The sequence below is a fragment of the Pacificibacter marinus genome, assembly GCF_018860665.1.
Classification (GTDB): Bacteria; Pseudomonadota; Alphaproteobacteria; order Rhodobacterales; family Rhodobacteraceae; genus Celeribacter; species Celeribacter marinus_A.
Genome location: NZ_JAHKPK010000014.1, coordinates 140,582 through 158,004 on the forward strand (window position 1 = coordinate 140,582; position 17,423 = coordinate 158,004).

The 17,423-nt window shown below is 52.2% G+C and carries 17 protein-coding genes; 9 read left to right on the plus strand and 8 right to left on the minus strand.

The features are described 5' to 3' along the window. Window positions 1-22: 22 nt before the first annotated feature. Genes KO497_RS03265 through KO497_RS03280 form a run of 4 tightly spaced genes read right to left on the minus strand, consistent with a single transcriptional unit; the run spans window position 23 to window position 3,944 of the window. Window positions 23-1,117, minus strand: coding sequence for an extracellular solute-binding protein (locus tag KO497_RS03265; protein WP_215942525.1), 1,095 nt, complete (start codon window positions 1,115-1,117; stop codon window positions 23-25). Between the two features lie 33 nt (window positions 1,118-1,150). Next, window positions 1,151-1,981, minus strand: a complete 831-nt coding sequence (locus KO497_RS03270) for an ABC transporter permease (RefSeq protein ID WP_252729490.1) — start codon at window positions 1,979-1,981, stop codon at window positions 1,151-1,153. Continuing rightward, the gene (locus KO497_RS03275; protein ID WP_215942526.1) at window positions 1,978-2,880 is read right to left on the minus strand and encodes an ABC transporter permease; all 903 of its coding nucleotides are present in this window, start codon (window positions 2,878-2,880) and stop codon (window positions 1,978-1,980) included. Before KO497_RS03275 ends, KO497_RS03270 begins: the two co-directional genes overlap by 4 nt. Beyond that, a complete protein-coding gene (locus KO497_RS03280; RefSeq protein ID WP_215942527.1) occupies window positions 2,877-3,944 on the minus strand; it encodes an ABC transporter ATP-binding protein in 1,068 nt (355 codons plus the stop codon). The genes KO497_RS03275 and KO497_RS03280 overlap by 4 nt, the downstream gene beginning before the upstream one ends. A gap of 168 nt (window positions 3,945-4,112) precedes the next feature. Between KO497_RS03280 and KO497_RS03285 the strand changes: the two genes are divergently transcribed. Next, entirely contained in the window at window positions 4,113-5,237 is a 1,125-nt protein-coding gene (locus KO497_RS03285) for an ROK family transcriptional regulator (RefSeq protein WP_215942528.1), read from the plus strand. A 4-nt stretch (window positions 5,238-5,241) separates the two neighbouring features. Continuing rightward, window positions 5,242-6,048, plus strand: coding sequence for an inositol monophosphatase family protein (locus KO497_RS03290; protein ID WP_215942529.1), 807 nt, complete (start codon window positions 5,242-5,244; stop codon window positions 6,046-6,048). Window positions 6,049-6,633: 585 nt separating this feature from the next. Here the strand turns inward: KO497_RS03290 and cueR are convergent. Continuing rightward, window positions 6,634-7,017, minus strand: coding sequence for a Cu(I)-responsive transcriptional regulator (gene cueR / locus KO497_RS03295; protein ID WP_215942530.1), 384 nt, complete (start codon window positions 7,015-7,017; stop codon window positions 6,634-6,636). A gap of 92 nt (window positions 7,018-7,109) precedes the next feature. Here cueR and KO497_RS03300 point away from each other — a divergent pair, with 92 nt between their 5' ends. The 5 genes from KO497_RS03300 to KO497_RS03320 all read left to right on the plus strand — a co-directional run bounded on the left by KO497_RS03300 (window position 7,110) and on the right by KO497_RS03320 (window position 12,838). Beyond that, window positions 7,110-7,859: a MauE/DoxX family redox-associated membrane protein gene (locus tag KO497_RS03300; protein ID WP_252729491.1), complete on the plus strand. Its 750-nt coding sequence runs from the start codon at window positions 7,110-7,112 to the stop codon at window positions 7,857-7,859. A gap of 72 nt (window positions 7,860-7,931) precedes the next feature. Continuing rightward, window positions 7,932-8,366, plus strand: a complete 435-nt coding sequence (locus KO497_RS03305; protein WP_215942531.1) for a c-type cytochrome — start codon at window positions 7,932-7,934, stop codon at window positions 8,364-8,366. After that, entirely contained in the window at window positions 8,366-9,670 is a 1,305-nt protein-coding gene (locus KO497_RS03310) for a multicopper oxidase family protein (protein WP_215942532.1), read from the plus strand. The genes KO497_RS03305 and KO497_RS03310 overlap by 1 nt, the downstream gene beginning before the upstream one ends. Then, a complete protein-coding gene (locus KO497_RS03315) occupies window positions 9,667-10,092 on the plus strand; it encodes a c-type cytochrome (protein ID WP_215942533.1) in 426 nt (141 codons plus the stop codon). Before KO497_RS03310 ends, KO497_RS03315 begins: the two co-directional genes overlap by 4 nt. Window positions 10,093-10,741: 649 nt before the next feature. Continuing rightward, entirely contained in the window at window positions 10,742-12,838 is a 2,097-nt protein-coding gene (locus KO497_RS03320) for a J domain-containing protein (RefSeq protein WP_215942534.1), read from the plus strand. A 464-nt stretch (window positions 12,839-13,302) separates the two neighbouring features. Here the strand turns inward: KO497_RS03320 and KO497_RS03325 are convergent, their stop codons facing one another. Together KO497_RS03325 and KO497_RS03330 are read right to left on the minus strand one after the other, a co-directional pair. Continuing rightward, on the minus strand, window positions 13,303-13,461 hold the full coding sequence (locus KO497_RS03325; protein ID WP_215942535.1) for a hypothetical protein: 159 nt from the start codon (window positions 13,459-13,461) through the stop codon (window positions 13,303-13,305). Between the two features lie 103 nt (window positions 13,462-13,564). Then, window positions 13,565-13,879 carry a hypothetical protein gene (locus KO497_RS03330; protein WP_215942536.1) on the minus strand — a complete coding sequence of 105 codons (315 nt, stop codon included), beginning with the start codon at window positions 13,877-13,879 and terminating at the stop codon, window positions 13,565-13,567. 193 nt (window positions 13,880-14,072) lie between these two features. Between KO497_RS03330 and KO497_RS03335 the strand changes: the two genes are divergently transcribed. Then, window positions 14,073-15,011: a hypothetical protein gene (locus KO497_RS03335; protein WP_215942537.1), complete on the plus strand. Its 939-nt coding sequence runs from the start codon at window positions 14,073-14,075 to the stop codon at window positions 15,009-15,011. A 512-nt stretch (window positions 15,012-15,523) separates the two neighbouring features. Here KO497_RS03335 and KO497_RS03340 read toward each other — a convergent pair. Further along, complete coding sequence (locus KO497_RS03340) at window positions 15,524-15,967, minus strand: hypothetical protein (protein ID WP_215942538.1); 444 nt, start codon at window positions 15,965-15,967, stop codon at window positions 15,524-15,526. Between the two features lie 573 nt (window positions 15,968-16,540). Between KO497_RS03340 and KO497_RS03345 the strand changes: the two genes are divergently transcribed. Beyond that, window positions 16,541-17,284, plus strand: a complete 744-nt coding sequence (locus KO497_RS03345; RefSeq protein ID WP_215942539.1) for a hypothetical protein — start codon at window positions 16,541-16,543, stop codon at window positions 17,282-17,284. The last annotated feature ends 139 nt before the right edge of the window (window positions 17,285-17,423 follow it).

Genomic DNA, 17,423 nt, shown 5'->3' on the forward strand with positions numbered 1-17,423 from the left:
AACTTTTGCGGTTTAGAGCGGACTAGCGTTCTAAGACGACGTCTTCTATGAAGCGTTCGACCATGGCGTCACCAAACGGATTTGGAGCCCAAGCACGCTGACGATCGCGCATGCTGTTTGGGATCAAAGCCGCGCTATCGTCCGCATTTGCGTTCATTGGCATGCTACCAAATGTCTGATTGAACTGGGTCTGTATCTCAGGCGATGTGAGCCATGCCATAAAGAGCTGCGCTGCCGCTGGATGTGGGGCGTTCTTGGGAATGCCGACAAAGTTGCCGCCGCCATTCATACCCATCTCAGGGATGTAGAACGCAAGGTCAGACCGGATTTCACCGCTGCGCTGCAAGCCTGCCATGTGGTCTTCCCAAGCCGGGACGAGCATGAATTCTCCATCTGAGAGCCGTGTAAGGCTGTCGGCGTTGGATGCTGTGATTTCGTAGTTCGCGGCGTTCTCATTAAAGAAATCAACGCCTGCATCAAGCATAGCCATTTTTTCGTCGCTAACGGCGCCATCGGTGAAATCAGCATCAGACAGATTGCGGAAAATGTTGCGCAAGAATGAGGGGCCCGATCCGCCGTTTTCGTAATTGAACCCCATTTGTCCAGGATTGGCGGACCAATAGGCTGCGAAGTCTTCGACGGATTGAGGCAGATCATCAGCCGAGATTTTGGCAGGGTCATATGCGATACCCGTTTGGTTGCCCCAGAACCCAAGTGCGGCCCCGTCTTTGCCAATCCCAACGATTTCCGAAATGCGGCCATCGTCGGCAGGCAGAGCATCAAGCGCCATCAACATATCCGTGGGGATGCTGTCTGCACGGTCGTTGCCGAACGCAAGCACGTCGATATCACCGGCCTCGCGACCTGCCTCAGCAAGGAACTTGTCGATATTGGTGCCGTGGTCGCCGTCAGGGATCGTGACGGTAATGCCTGTCTCGTCGGTGAACTGCTGGGAAAACTCGCGGAACCTGTCCTCAAAATACCAAACGAACCATGTCACTTCACCTTCGGCTTTCGCTTGGGTTTCAATGTCGGTCCAGTCAGCGGCGTGGCTGTCAGCCAGCAGCGGAGTTGTTGCAAGTGCAAAGACACTCGCCGTGATAAGGGTCTTGATCATAACTGTTTCCTCTGGGTTGGTTTAATCATCTCGTTACCCCTTGCCTGATGACAATGCAGGATTGGCCGACTTCAACAGTCTTTCCAAAAACAGCATCAAGATCACGTTGGGGACAGCGAGAATGAGGGACAACACAGCCGCATTGGGCCGGTTGAAATCTTGTCCGAGCGAGGCATACACAAGTGTCGGTACGGTCACGAAACCGGGTTGGCCGACAATGTAGGCGATGGCGAATTCCTCGACGGATTTAATGAAAACGATCAACAACGTGGCCAGAACACCCGGCTTGAGCGCTGGCCAATACGCAACCCGAAAGACCGCCCAAGCAGAGGCCCCCAAGTCGCGTGCCGCGTTGATGTGATCTTGGCGCACCTGCTCGAAACTGACGGACATGATGCGAATGGCGTAAGGCAGGAACAAGACGGTGTGGGCAAACAAAATGGCCGAAAACCGATATTGAGCTAAACCGATTTGATACAGGATCGACGTGAAGAAGATCGCCGTCACAAATGTTGGCACGACCAAAGGCAAGAGTGCGGCAATCTTGGCAATTTCCTTGCCGCGAAACTCATAGCGCCCCAAGGCGAATGCGGTTGGCATGGCAATCACAAACGTCACAAGTGCAGCCAAAGGGGCCAACGTATAGGAATTCAGCAAGGCTGGTTTCAGCAATGAGTTTTCCCACATGAATTCCCAGCGATACGCAGACATGACAGGGGGCAACAGATGGTCTGGCGTCCAAGGCGCAGCAGGATCAACAAACGACCATAGGATTGCCATAGTGAACGGGATCACCAACCACAACGTGGCGACTGTCATCAGCAGGATCATCAAGGCCCGGTTCAAGGTGTGTGGCGTAATCATGACCGAGCCTCCTTGTTGCGGATTTCATACCACGCGAGCACGCGGCCAATAGGCCGTTTGCGAAAGATCAGGCGGGCAGTGACGGCCAACACAATGGCCCCTGCTAGTGACAAGGCCATCAATGTGACACCGACACCTGCCGCTTCGTTCCAACGGCCACGGCTGCGGAAAAAGTCCATATATTGCGCAAGAGATTGGCGGTTGGTTGGGCCTACCGTTGTTTGGAATGTGAAGTCTGCCAACGCATCGATAAAGATGATGATTAAGGCCGCTTGCATTGCGGAGACCGTCAGCGGGGCGATCACGCGCCGGAACCGCTCAATCGCGCCTGCGCCCAAGTCTTGGGCCGCGTTTAACGTGTCTTGCGAGATGGATTGTACTGCACCCGTCAAAAGCAACAGGGCGAATGGCATGTTTTTCCAGACCTGTAAGAACAACAGCCCCCAAGCGCCGCTGTCGTTTTGCAAGCGGCGGGGCGCATCGAACAAGCCGGTCCAGATCATGAACTGATTCACGATGCCATTGAAGCTGATGATGTTGAGAAACAAGAACGCCGCAACAATCCCGTGGATCATCAAAGGCGCCTTTAGGAGCGCTGAAACCGTCAGCGACCCTTTGAATGGTTTGCGTAGCCACAGTGCGATTGGGTAAGCGGCAGCGACGGACAGCACAGCAGCCCAAAATCCGATGAATAAGGAATAGCGCACGGCGGTCCAATAGGACTTTCGGGCCAACAGTTTATCCCAAGATTCAAGGGTAAATCCGCTTTCCCCGCTTAGATTGTAGAACCCTATGCTTTGCGCAATCGCAATATAGATAACCGCGCCGATAAACACGACAATCAAGCCGATACCCGGCAGTAAAAGCAATGTAATCAACCAAGGAGAAGGACGGATCATGACGCGACCTGTGACACTGTATCCGACAGGAAAACAATGTTGTCTGGTAGAATGTGAAAGGACATTTCGTCGCCCGCGACCAAAGTCGTGCGGGTTTGCTGAACGCGGAATGTCTCTCCGTCTGCGTCGAAAAACAGATCGGTATAAGCCCCCTCAAACGACCGACGCCCCACTTGGGTTGTTACGATGTTTGCAGGCCCCATCCCCATCACTGCGGCTTCTGCGCGCCATGCGATAAGGACCGTATCGGCGACAGGTGCGGTGTCAGAGCGGACCATCAACTGGCCTAGCGGCGTTTCAACCTGCCACATGCTGGCGTCTGGCTGAGCGATCACCCGCGCCTGCATCACATTCGCAGAGCCCACAAAGTCGGCGACAAAACGGGTCCGAGGACGGTGATATAGATCTTCGGGTGTTCCCGCCTGTTCAAGTTGGCCTTCGTTCAGGACGAAAATCTTGTCCGACATGGCAAGCGCTTCGTTTTGATCATGGGTCACGTATACAGCCGTCAAACCAAACTTTTGCTGGATCGAGCGGATTTCATGTCGAACGCTTTCGCGCAGCTTGGCATCCAAATTCGACAGAGGTTCGTCAAAAAGGATGACAGAAGGGCGAACGGTCAAAGCACGGCCCAAAGACACTCGCTGTTGTTGGCCACCCGACAGCTGGTTTGGCAATTTCGCCAAATGAGCACCAAGATCGAGCTGCTGGACAACATCGCGCAAACGCTCGGCCCGTTCGGACGGGGGCATGCCTTGCTGACGCAAACCAAAGACGAGGTTTTCTTCAACGCTCAGGTGCGGAAACAGCGCATAGGATTGAAAGCACAAAGCGGTATCGCGCTGTTCTGGTGGCATCTCTGTGACGTCTTTAGCGTCAATAAAGACCCGACCTTCGGTCGGTTTCAGAAACCCCGAAATGACATTGAGAAGTGTTGTCTTCCCGCACCCTGACGGCCCTAGAAGGGTCAAAAATGACCCAGTAGGCACGTCAAGATCAATGCTCTTGAGCGCTTCAACCTCGCCGAAACGAACGACGATATCCTTTGCAGCCAAACCCAGCATACATCCTCCTAAACGATTTTGCTGCATACTCGATGGACAGCTTTATTATTACACTTTGTGTGCATTGATTTAGTACGCTTTATGTGTAAAATTGATGACGCTAACAGATTTATTCTCGCCGCCGTTCCGAAAATTTCTGGAATTTGGCGAGAAAACGTAGGAAACATAATGAAAAAAGACGTTTCGACCATCGAAGCCCTAAGCGACAATCAACGCGATTTGTTGAGCTTGATCCGTCAAAATCAGCCGGTTCGCCGCTCAAAGTTGACCGATCGGACGAATCTGACACAGCAATCGGTGCATCGAATCGTCACGTCACTAGAGGATATGGGCTTGATCGCTTCGGCCATCGGTGAGGTATCCGGCCGGGGCAAGCCAAGCCCGCTTATATCATTGGTTGACCGTGCGCGATTTGGCCTTGGTATTCTGGTCAATACTGACTCTGTCGTGATTTCGGTTGTGGGCTTGAATTGCGAACCCTTGGCATCGCGCCATTGCGACATCGACGTCAGCAGACGGGGGCCTGCTTTGGATGCGATAAAAACGCAGGTCGATATCCTTCTGGATGAAAATAACATCGACCCAAATGATCTGGTTGGGATCGGCTTTACCTTGCCAGGTTTCTTTGTCGAAAGTCATGCGCAATTGAATGCGCCTGAAATCCTAAGCGATTGGTCTCTTGTGGATTTCCGCCCCGAAATTCAAGCGCTGTTCAATTTACCCGTTATACTTGAAAACAGTGCGAACGCGCGTGCGAATGGCGAAATACTGGGGCCGATCGGCAAGACGTACCGCGATTTCGTTTATCTTGGGTTCGACTACGGGTTTGGTGGATCAATCGTCATTGACGGTCGTCTGCATGCGGGGCGTGCTGGCAACGCGGGCGAGCTGTCGGCCATTTGGACCGGCGAAGAAATTCAACAACGACCAGCACTTGGTATGCTTCTTAAGCATCTTAAGAAACACGGGATAGATTTAAGTGGTATCGAACAGTTACGCCGAGAATTCGATCCGGCGTGGCCCGGTTTGTCCGAATGGATTGATCAAACCATGCCGCATTTGAACCGGCTGATCTTTGGATTGACCGGAATTATCGATCCCGAAGCCATCGTGTTCGGCGGGCAAATCGCCCCAGAGCTGGCGCAGATTCTGATGGACAGCGTCGCCTTCCCAACTGAGTTTCGCTACGGGCGTCCGCCGCCACTGCCAGATCTGGTACTCGGGTCCACCATCGACACACCCGCAGCGAACGGCGCCGCACAACTTCCATTGAAACAACTCTACTTTAGGTAAAATAATGCACTCCAATGAACTAAATGCGCGACGCTGGGCCTGCGAAGCTATCCTGCGCACCACAGGACAAGCGGCCCGCGCAAGGTTTATCGCAGGCGATTTCAAGACAGACCTAAAGGGCGCGCAGGATTTTGTGTCAGAGGTCGATCGCACAACCGAACACAGCATCAAGCATGCCTTACAAGAGCATTTCCCCACCGACAGTTTCCTCGGCGAGGAAAGCGGCGGCGGTCTTGGCGACAGTACTTGGATCGTTGACCCTATTGACGGAACATCAAATTTCGTGCGCGGAACGGCGTATTGGTGTTTATCTGCAGCTTTGGTCGTGGACGGTGTACCCGTCATTGGTGTGATCTATGATCCGATGCTGGACGAGATGTTTTCGTGTCAGGCAGGCAAAGGCGCGACTGTGAATGGCCGACCAATGTCGGTTACAAAGAACTCTGCGCCAACGGACGCCGTTTTAGGCCTCAGTTTCAATTTTCAAACAAAACCAACAACCGTGAGCCGTGTCATTGGTGATCTGCTCTCAAACGGGACTAGCTTTCGCATGATGGGGGCTGGGGCACTATCGCTTGCCCATTGCGCGGCGGGCCGCACGGACGGCTTTTGGGAGGAGTTCATGAAACCATGGGACGCCGCTGCCGGATTGCTTTTGATTGCCGAGGCCGGAGGCATTGTGTGCGACTACGGAGCTGACGATGGCTATAGTAAAGGCAACGCCGTCCTTGGCGCGACGCCCTTGCTGGCAGATTACTTTTCCGAATTGACAGGGGTGCCGCTAGCAAGTTCCAAAGCAATCGCGCCGTGAGTATCCATGGCTAGCTGCGCAATGCACCAAGGTCCGGTTTGGACCGTCCAGCGGCACTAAATCTGAGATGCCTATTGAGTACAGAATGGGCGGGTTCCAGTCTTGCCCGAAATAGGTTTCAATTCATTTAGTGCTTCCGAAATAAAGGGATTCTTGATCAAACACTTAACTTTTCTTAAGGTTCCAACCCTCACCGGACGCCACATCTAATTATGATGTTCGGTCAAAATTGGAACCTAACCGGTCCAAGTTGAAACCTTGACCGGGAAAGACTGGGGTCTTGGGCTAGACTGGCCATTCTCTTTTATTAATTGTTGAGTTTCTGCCGTACTTAGGTGAAATACCAAAATTCACACATTCTGAATTCAAGCTACCGCGCGCTCAGCTTAAATTGCGCAGCCTTACGACAATCACAAACCTCTACCGCCCTGAGCCCTTCAGGCAACCAATTGAACCTGTAGAGCCGTTTCGACACCACATAGATCGCTAAGTTTCTCTTCAGTGCGTCACTCACGGCCATAAGCAGACATTGGCTTATAGCGCAGCCAACGGCAGTTTTTGTGCATCACCACTGTAAAACAGTTATCATCCTAAATAGCTAATAATCGGACAATCTGGCCGGTGGTCTCCACGGCATGATGTCACCAAATGTGCCAATTCGTCGTGCAGGGATTGTAATTCGCGTTGTTTGATTTCGATTTCTTCCAAGCGTTTTGACGCGATGCGTTTGACCTCGGCACTTGTGCGCGCTTGATCTTGATATAGCCCTAAAAGTTCGCGGCATTCTTCGATGGAAAAACCAAAGGCGCGTGATCTGCGGATGAATACCAGCTTACGAACAGAGACTTCGTCATAAGTGCGGTAGCCTGCATCAGATCGTGCAGGCGCTTTGACCAATCCGATATCAGCATAATAGCGCACCGTTTTGACGGATAACCCCGCCGCTTTTGCTGCCGATGAAATATTCATAAAACCGCCCTTGACCTTCCAGTTACAGGAGACCCTATGTTGTGTGCAAAGGACAATCAAGGGCGCATCGCGTCCGCAAAAGGACATGCAAAATGATCGCTAAAAAAACGAATAAAACCGCCATACTTTATCGCATGGTTATGACAGATCACATGTGTCCCTACGGTCTCAAATCCAAAGACCTGTTAGAGCGCAACGGCTTTGTTGTTGAGGATCGGCACTTGACCTCGCGCGATGAAGTGGAGGCATTCAAGGCCGAACATGATGTCGAAACAACGCCACAGGTTTTTATTGATGGCAAACGCATTGGTGGCTTTGATGACCTAAGCGCATACTTTGGCACAGCAACGAAACCCAAAAATGCGACAACTTATAAACCCGTGATTGCACTTTTTAGCATCGCAGCGCTGTTGGCCGTTTGCGTGACATGGCTGTCTCTTGGGACCGTTGTCGCGGGGCGCACCTTGGAGTGGTTCATCTCGATTTCAATGGTGTTGTTGGGCCTTCAAAAACTGCAAGATGTCGAACGCTTTGCAACGATGTTTTTGAATTACGATTTATTGGCACAGCGCTGGGTTCGCTACGGTTACATTTATCCTTTTGTTGAAACTGGCGCGGGCCTTTTGATGATGGCAGGCCTATTGACTTGGCTTTCCGCACCCGCTGCGCTGTTTGTTGCAAGCATCGGGGCGATAAGCGTCTTCAAGGCCGTCTACATCGACAAACGTGAATTGAAATGCGCCTGCGTTGGCGGGGACAGTAATGTTCCGTTGGGATTCGTCTCACTGACTGAAAACGTGATGATGGTGGGCATGGCTGTCTGGATGCTCTCTAAACTGTGATGCGCAATGGTTTGACCTTCCACCTAGGGGAAGCTGTAGCACAGTTAAAAATGATGGAAACGAGAGGCTTTAATGAAACATAAACTCGCAATTGGCGCACTTATTATTGTGGGTGGGATAGCCTATCTGACCTCGCCAAAAGATGTGCCAAGCGCATCATCCGCGCCTCAGTCCAATGCTACACAAGGTGCGTTGGCACAAGTCCTCATACCAGAGGTACTGTCGCAAAATGCTCAAATTGGAAAACGTGCGTTTGATGCCACCTGTGCCGCGTGTCACGGGACAAACGCGGCAGGGCAAGTCGGGGTTGCACCACCTTTGGTTCATAAAATCTATGAACCAAGTCATCATGGTGATGATGCCTTTCAAAGGGCTGCAGCCTCAGGCGTGCGCGCACATCATTGGCGGTTTGGAGATATGCCTCCAGTTGACGGTGTGACGCGCGGCGACGTGACCATGATCATCGCTTATATTCGCGAACTACAGCGCGCAAATGGAATCAACTGATGACTTTGAATAGACGGCAGTTTTTAGCTACGGCATCGGCATTCTCAATGCTGCCAATGCCCCTTTGGGCCGCGACAAGCACGGCTCATTTGCGTGCAGAGCCGGTAACGCAACAAATCTTGCCCAATGGTGGCCCAGCAACACAGATGCTTGGGTTTAACGGGTCCACACCTGGTCCAACAGTGCGCCTGCCGCGTGGCAAGCGCGCAAACATTAAGGTTGAGAATGGCTTGGATGAGGGGACTTCAGTCCACTGGCATGGCATTCGCTTAGAAAACCGGATGGACGGAGTGCCCGAGTTGACACAAGAACTCATCCTTCCGAATGACAGCAAAACCTATAGCTTTACGCCGCCTGATGCCGGCACCTTTTGGTATCACTCGCACTACATTTCGCAAGAGCAAGTGGCGCGGGGCATGATGGGGGTTTTGATCGTCGAAGACGATACGCCACCAGACGTAGATTACGACATCAGCGTGCTCATTTCGGATTGGCTGATGCAAGATGATGGCAGCTTGAACGACGCGTTTAGCGACATGCACTCCATGGCTCATGGTGGATATATGGGAAATTTCGCACGTGCGTTTTTATCACAAACGCAGGTCAAGCTAGGGGATCGCGTGCGCTTTCGCCTGATCAATGGCGCTACAAATCGAATATTTCCAATGGCGATTGGCGGCATCAACGGTAAAATCGTTGCACTTGATGGTATGGCTTTAAACGCTCCACGCCCGATAACCGAACTGGTTCTTGCGCCAGCACAGCGCGTTGATGTGATCGCTGATATCAACGGCCCCGTCAGCTTTGATATGGTGTCACGCCAAGGCGCGTTTAAATTGGCGGATTTGGTTGTTGAAGGCACTAATACAGTCCGTCAAATAGCTCAAATTGAACCTCTGGAACCGCATGGTCTTTCTCGTCCAGATGAGCCCAGGCAACACCTGACCTTGCAAATGCAAGGCGGAGCCATGAGCGGGCGGCATGGAGGCGACAATATCTGGGCTTTCAACGATACCTCAGATTTACCGCAAACGCCCTTTGGCACCTTTCAACGTGGTGAGACGGTGAAAATCACGATGGTCAATGACACAGCATTTGCCCACGGCATTCACCTACATGGGCATCATTTCTATGAGGTTGAAGCGGATGGCAGCTTAGGTGACTTGCGTGATACCACGCTTGTAAATGCTGGTGAAAGCAAAGATATCATCTGCGTTTTCGACAATCCTGGCCGCTGGCTGTTGCACTGCCATATGCTTAGTCATGCCATCGGAGGAATGCGCACTTGGGTCAATGTCCTATGAAAATACTTACATCGTTCTTAATCGTTTTCGCATCAAGTGCTGCGGCAGATCACGAACTTGACGCACGCGACTTAAATAAGGGTCGCGAGCTTTATGTCGAATCTTGTGCTGCCTGCCATGGCCCTGATTTAAGGGGGCAGCCCGATTGGAAAATCCCAAACGATGAGGGCATTTTGCCAGCACCGCCGCATGACCGGACAGGGCACACATGGCATCACGATAACGCTTTGCTGTTTGACTACACAAAATTTGGTGGAAGCGGAACTTTGGCTTTGCGAGGCATCAACGACTTCAAAAGCGGAATGCCGGCATTCAAAAACACGCTGTCAGACGACGATATCTGGACCATATTGGCCTATATAAAATCAACTTGGCCAGAGAGGGAGCAGCAAGTCCAAGCCAGCCGCAATCCACCCCATTAATACGTAAACTTCAGACATCAATATGTAACATGTCAGGCCTTCAATTTCAATTTTTTAGCATAGCTGACATTGGCACATGCTGCAGCGAAAGGCAGCTCTCCGCCAATTCTGTTGAAAAACTCTGTCACGGCACCTGATAGGCAATTTTTGTAGGAAAATGTTCTGAAGGCGTTGCAAAGCAGCCGAAGACTCGGCATTTGGCTCGTGAATTTAGAACATTGTTCTGCATTTCGAAGAGCGCTGAGAGCTTCAAGGACTTTTTCAACACAATCCGCCAGAAGTGTAGATCGATGCGAATGGCCCAGAGCCGACCTTCGTGAGGGAAGCAGCCGCTGCGGTGTGGATTACCGAAAGCCGACGTTCGAACGTTGCATCCCTGTATCCGGTATCAATGTTGTCCACGTAAGTGTTTAGCCTGACAGGTCTGATAGGTTGGGGGTCAATTCCCCTTCATGTTCTCTGTCTCGGTGGCTTTCTGGAATACGTCTCGATCAAGCCAATCTCGTCACTCAGTTTAATTTTGCTTTGATAGGGTGTTAACGAGGCAAATGAATTTTCGCGTGATTGCATTAATGAAAACTTTTGGCGGCTTGCTTTTTATCGGCATTCCGGTGACGGTCGGACATCGGATTTTGGTTAGGGTAAGTGCATGGCGAGTTTTCTCAAAAGGTTATTCCGCCGCGCTCCCAAGTATCGCGCCCAATCAGATCCTGAACTTCTTCCAAGCTCCCCTCAGCCTGGAAGGGATATTGCGTTCTGGAACACACCCGGCTCCAAAAACGCAGAAAGCGATACATTTCAGCAGGAGAATATGAATCGCAGTCTCTCTGATGGTTCATTGCCCGACCAGCCATATTTCACACAAATGGAACACCTCAGAAGTGAAGTCACCGCGAAGGATTATCAAAAGGCGGCTGCGGCGGCGCGTGCAAGCCTGCCTTGGATTCGGAAATGGTTAGAGAACCCCCGCGGAGGTGAAGACAGGCTCGTGCTGTCAATTCCGGCATTGTCTCAGGGCGGGACAATGATGGCCTTCGTTGGCGACGAAGATGGACTCATGGAGCTTCGCAAGCTGGTTCAGGAATTTGACCATCTGGAACCTTTTAGGAATGAGGCCGAAAACCATTTCACTGATATGGATCTGTTCAATCAGCTCCGGCATACGATCACGGCCAAGCCTGGCCTGCTGCAGAACCGTTTGAAAACGGAACTGGATGTCTCTGACGGTCGCAAAATCAGCCGTCTTGTTGCATATCTCGACAAGGCTGGTGAGATCCATCGCGCCAAAAGCGGCAACACCTATGCCCTTTTCATGCAAGGCGCGGATATTCCGGATGTGGTCGCCGCAACCATCTACGCCGAGCCCCTCTTGCCAAGCTCTCACCGCCATGAAAAAAGTGCTACCAAAGCACGCGAAATTAGCCTTGATAATGTCAAATTTTTCCCGCTGCCACCATCCCCGCCCAGTTGGGATCATTCGGTAGAGCTCCCACTATCGGGCGAGGACTTTGAGGATCCACAGGGTGCATGGGCGCAAATTGTAGTTGAAAAGATTGAAAAAGCGAGCCGACCCGACCCAGCATTCCGCAAACATTACACCACCGCTTGCGGGTCGATCTCCTTTGATGATTTGGCAAAATCACAAGCAAGTTTGGGCAAGGCGGGCGCAGTGGTTCTTTCGGACACCGCAGGTTGCATGGGGACGCCGTCAGCTCTTATACGGGATGTGGCGTGGATTTCGACCCATCCAGATGGTGAAGGCTTTGCATCGCGTTCCAAGAGCGGCGTCCTGACGGTCTATAATGGCGATCTCGATGTCGACTTCGAGACCAATCTGGGGCTGGCTCCGGAGGTCATCGCTAATGCCGCGCGCCTCGATCATGTGGTTGCCACTTCTGGGTTGCGATGTATCGCCCTGACCCCGGATCGAAGCCAATATATGTTCACTCATATTGACGAGGCGTGGTGTATCAGCCGCGAGGGCAAGATGGTTTGGGGCGTCAGGGTTCCTCAAAACGAGCCCCGGACCGTGGACCTTGGCAGCATTCGCGTTGGCACTTCGTCCCAGATCTCTGATGCGCTCAAGACCATGTCTCTTGAAATGCCCATATCACATGAAATGATCCGAAAGAGGTATAGGGAACTCGCTCGCAAATCCCACCCCGACATCAACCCAGGAGGCGAGGCAGTCATGAAGAAGCTGAACGTATCCTACGAGCTCCTTACAGGCATTGATCCTTCCGAATTGGAAAGGATCAATGACGCTTCCGATGACCGCGTTGAATTCATATTTACTATGACATATGCGGGCTATCCGGACCGGATCAGCGAGATAGCGTTTTCGGGTTCTGGCGATGCGGCTCTAATTGCCACATCCTCAGGTCGCGTCATTCGTGTGGATGGTCAGGGCATCCCAGAGGTAGTTTATGAGCTCGGGGCCTACCCGCATCGGATCATTGAAACCGAGTCGTATCTTTACCTTAAGACCTTCAGTCGATTGTATGTGCTGGACAACGATAAGCTCGTGGCTCTCGAAGACTGTCCTGTCAAATGTGACTTTCTGGTCAGCAAAGGGCTGCTCCTACTCGTCGAGAACAAGGGGATCAGGGTCTTTACCGAAGATGGCCGCCCGCTGGGCGTAGCCTTGACTAAGTCACCCATTCGCAGAGCTTACATAGACAGAACGGATCTTGTTATTGAGACACGGACGCAGCGCGCTCGGTTCTCGGGCCTAAAAGCCCCTTAACCTTTTGCGACCCGCCGCGAATATCTAGTTCCCAGCCCTTGTGTCGATTGACGCGAACGGCCCAAAGCTGCCATCCGTACACATCATTGACGCTGCAATGCAGCTTCCCCGAAGCGGACGTTACATGCTAGTATGCGGAGATTGTATTTTGGAGTTTAGATAGTGACGAAACTGCCTGTAAGAGCTCTCCCACCCAACGATACTGGACGTCTGTTGGTTCGCATAAACAGTAAGCACCGATCTGGTATCCCGCGTTATGGCATTGCGCAACTAATGAACACCGACAATGATAAATCTGTAAAAGCCCTTGTTCTTGGCCATGATGATGACACTGCCATCTTCATGCCGTACGACATCAGAAAAGCCCTCGGCACAGACAAGGGTGCAGACCTCGAATTTACAGTCCAGAAAACTGGTTGGTTCGGCAAGATTTGTTGGCTTCTCGGGACCCCTGATCCATCGGTTCATGTACCGGCATGGCTTGCACTAATATCTGTGTGTTTGGGTGTCTTAGGAGTCGCAATCGCCATTTGCAGTTGACGGCCCAAAGCCGCCGTTGGCTGGATACCCATACGCTGCGCTGCAGCTTCACGGAAGCAGACATTGGAATCGAAATGCAGCATTTTTGTTGATTATAAATCGGCTGTGCGGAAAAGCGACACATCCGGCAAATTGTCCTAAGGCTGCTTCGCGACAAAGACCTCTACTGGCACAAGCAACAAAGGGTTATTCGCTTTTGGATCGGTGTTCAGCGGGCGTGGACGCAGTATCGGGTCTTCGCGTGTTTTTATACCAACCGAACCCCACGCCGCAGGTCAACCCGATGCCGGCAGGCAAGATCGCGAATATAGCGATAATCACCAGTCCGATACCCTCCCAGCCTGTGCCCTGAGCGGCATATTGCAGATATCCGAGAAGCAGCGCGATGCAGGCGATAACGGCAACAGGCTTCCACCAGTAATGCTTGCGCATCGCGTAGCCGATGGACACCGAGATGGCGAAAATCACGAAAGAGCCCAATGGAAGCAGAATTTCATTCATAGCAGATTGCCCTCTTTCAATGTGATGCGTGGTGTCTATCAGGTAACTTGCGCCATGAAAATTCACTTCCTGTCCCTATGCGCCCCGCCATAGACGTTACTGCGAATGGCGGGGCGATATGACCCCGTAAATATGATCGCAAAATCCACCAACACCTGCAATGATGGGGCGATTTTGTAAGAGATGAGATCGTATGCCTATGCCCTACCCGTTGCTTTATGACGATGGAATCGCCGCTTTGCCCGCGTTTCGGACGCTTGCATATTTGGATGGCACGCCCGATGATCCACAGATTGCTTTAGCTGTCGGCGAGATGTTCGAAGCGTTCGTCGCGCGATTTGGGGACGATCTGGGGTTGCTGTCCATGCGTCTTGTGGGCCGTTCGGGAAAGCCGTCGAAGGTCACGCCAAAGGCGCTGCACGCCCTACGCGATTGGATCTCGGCGCCGGATCGGTTGGACTCTGGCGCGGGGGTGCGTCTGGGCTCGCTCAACACCGAAGACCTGCCCCCCGCCATGCCGTGGTTTCGCCTTGAGCAGCGCTACGATGATCAAACGCTCGTGGAAATCTCGGTCGCGCCGGACGCGCCCGATCTGCTGGGTTTTGCAGATGAGATCGCAGCCGCATTGGCCACGGCGCCGATGATCTGTGCAGCGCAGGGCTTTGGGTTCTTTTTGCCCACAGTCTATGACAGCCTTAATTGGCTCCTGCCGCGTCTTGCTGGTCGCTATAAGACTGCGCTGTTGCACACGCTTGATATGCCCTCTTGCGGGTTGCGTCGCGCCCATTCGGCGATGCCCTATACCGACAATATGCAGCCCGGGATTGCGGACATCGGATGGCGCACGTTCATAGGGCCAGAGTATCTTGATCGCCTGCCAAAATCCTTTGACCTCCCCCGCGATGTGAGTGTTGATGCACGCGATGCGATGCTGATCCTAACAGCGAGTGACGCACCGATTTGGGGCGACGTCCAGCAGGCGGAAAATATCGACAGTTACCGTGCGATTGCCTCCGCACTCGCCCCTGTGCGCTATCCCTTTGCCATTGCGCTCAATCAGAACTTTGGCGGCGATACGGCGGCGGCCGATCAGGCTGATCTAATCAAAGCCCATTATCAAAGGCTGAATTGATCGATACTGTTGTTCGGATCTTTCACAACCTGCTCACCCCCTAAATCTGTCATGAACAGATTTTACAGCACGCATTTGAAGCAGCTAGGTGTTGATTGAACTGCGCCCCGCAAGAAAAACAAAAACGGCCAGCGTCCATACACACCACGGCGCAAGGCCGGTTTCGGATAGGGTTCCGACAATTGCGAAAGGAAGCGCGATGCCCGCTCCCAAGAAGACAACGCAAACAGCGCCAGCAAATTCAAAGAATGTTGCGATTACGCTACTCTTACCGCGAAGAGCCGCGTTCAAGCGCGCATGGCCGCCGTGCGGATGTTGCGCAGCAACAGCTGGAGCGCGCAATCTTCGCATTGGAGCGTTCAGGATGGAAGCGAGCCAAATCGCAGCACTTAAGCAAACGCAAGCAAATTGGGAAAGTTATGCAAAAGCTCAAGCGAACTTGAATCTGTGACGGTGAGCCGGACTGGCGAATTGAAGCGAATGCTCGAAGAAATGCGAGAGAGATATGGGGATTAAACGCGTTTTGCGTGAACGGTTTTTCGGTCAACTTCAACTTCAAATTCGATTCCGTCTGCGCGAATCCTATAGAAATGAACCGCCATGCTTAGGTATTCAGTTCTAGGCCCATCCTGAATTAATTGACCATCAGAATGATCTTCTTCTTTGAACCTGCGGTCTCTCCAAAAATACTGAAGGCATTCGATTTTCCTGGGAACGCCCCCCATGTCGTCAAAAACGGCTTCCACGGCCAATGCTGCCGCTGCATTTCTTCCCAAGACCACGTCAGGTCTGGAAAAATACTTTTTAATTGAGTTCGCGGCATTCCTCCACGCTTCCAAATTCTCAGATGCGGGCTTCGCAAGAAAGAATGTCGCCACTAGTGCAGGCCAATACTCAGTTGCGATTTGGACGATTGTTGCAAATGCAGGGAGTGAATAACCAGGGGCGACATCCACTGTCCGTCCTCAAATTTTTTAGAAAACTCCTTTTCTAGCTGTGCCTTATACCACTCATATTGCTGTTCTTCATCAAGGTCGCTTGGTTTCCCGTAGCTATCATCGACAATGCAAACGAGAATTTTCTCTGGGCCTTCGTAAGCTTGGCCGCCATGTTTTTGCATAATCACCTTTCCAGCCACACGGACTTAACAATGGTCGGGGCCCTTTTCGGCCCGTCTCTGTGCATAAGATCGCGTTCCTGGCGCTCTATGTCCAGTCCTACATGCTCGAAGTGTCCAGCTCCCCTCAGCGGTCCGAGATGATTTCCCAATCCCGCACGGGGTGGCCCCGGCTGAGCTTCGTGACCCGCCCCAAAAAGACATTCGCACTAGACGCTGCGCTGAACCCGCTGCAGGTGCGAAAGAACTCGCCAGATTTTCCCGAAAGCGTGACCGCTCGCCGCTACCTTGATCTAACCGACCTGCATCGGCTACATTCTGAGGTTCAGTAGTTCGGGGATTGGGTGGAGGAAAAGAGCACGATTGCAAGAGGCGGGAATGTCGTGGTTCTGAAAAAGGAAGGAAACCCCATTTGAGTGATAAAGATTACAGCCAAATGAGAAGTGTGGCCGACGAACCTCATTGGCAGGAGTTTGTAACCCGGACAGGAGGAGAATTGGTTGCGCCCCTTATTACTCGGCAGAAAGTTCAGAACGCTGACTTTCTATTTCGACATGATCGAGTCGTTATTGAATTGAAGGTTCTCGAAACGGAGTTTTTGGATACTCCGTCCGTTGTCAGCAAGATTGAAACCGCTTTTGATCGAAATCCAAACGGTGACCCAAATGACTTAACTGCGCCACTGGGGCGAGAGTTGCTCAAAATTCTACGCGCCCCGTTGCAACGGATCATCAAGAAGGCAAACCGACAAATTCGAGAAACGAAACAGGAGCTTGGTTTGGCTGGTTGGAGGGGCATTATCGTGATGGTCAACGATGGCTTCCGCGCGCCTGCTCCTGACTTAGTCATGCGGTTGTGCTCTGACATCCTCGCAGGTGAAAGCTACAGTAGCGCCGATGCGTTCATCTACCAGACAAACCACTACATCGAAGTTCCAGAAAACCCGTATGCGCTTCTTCTGTGGGCGCCGCTCTATGCTGAAAAATCGGGCCAAGATTTGGTTGAATTTGTGAATGATCTCGGTCGGCAGTGGCGCAAGTTTGCGGAGGATGCGGATGGACCATTCGATTATAGCGAAGAGCAGGAGTTTATGGACCTTTCGCGGTCAGAAGTTGTGGCAGGGCCAACGCGGCGCTGGAAAAATGAGGGCGACTAGCAGGACAGCGCTGGATGCAACGCGATGAATTACTGCTAAGCGCCGTTTCGCCAAGCTTTGCAAAGTCTGCTTTTGCGCATCCCGGGTTCGAGCAAGGCGCGGCGAATGACCGCTTACCGCTCGAAGTGTCGATCGACGC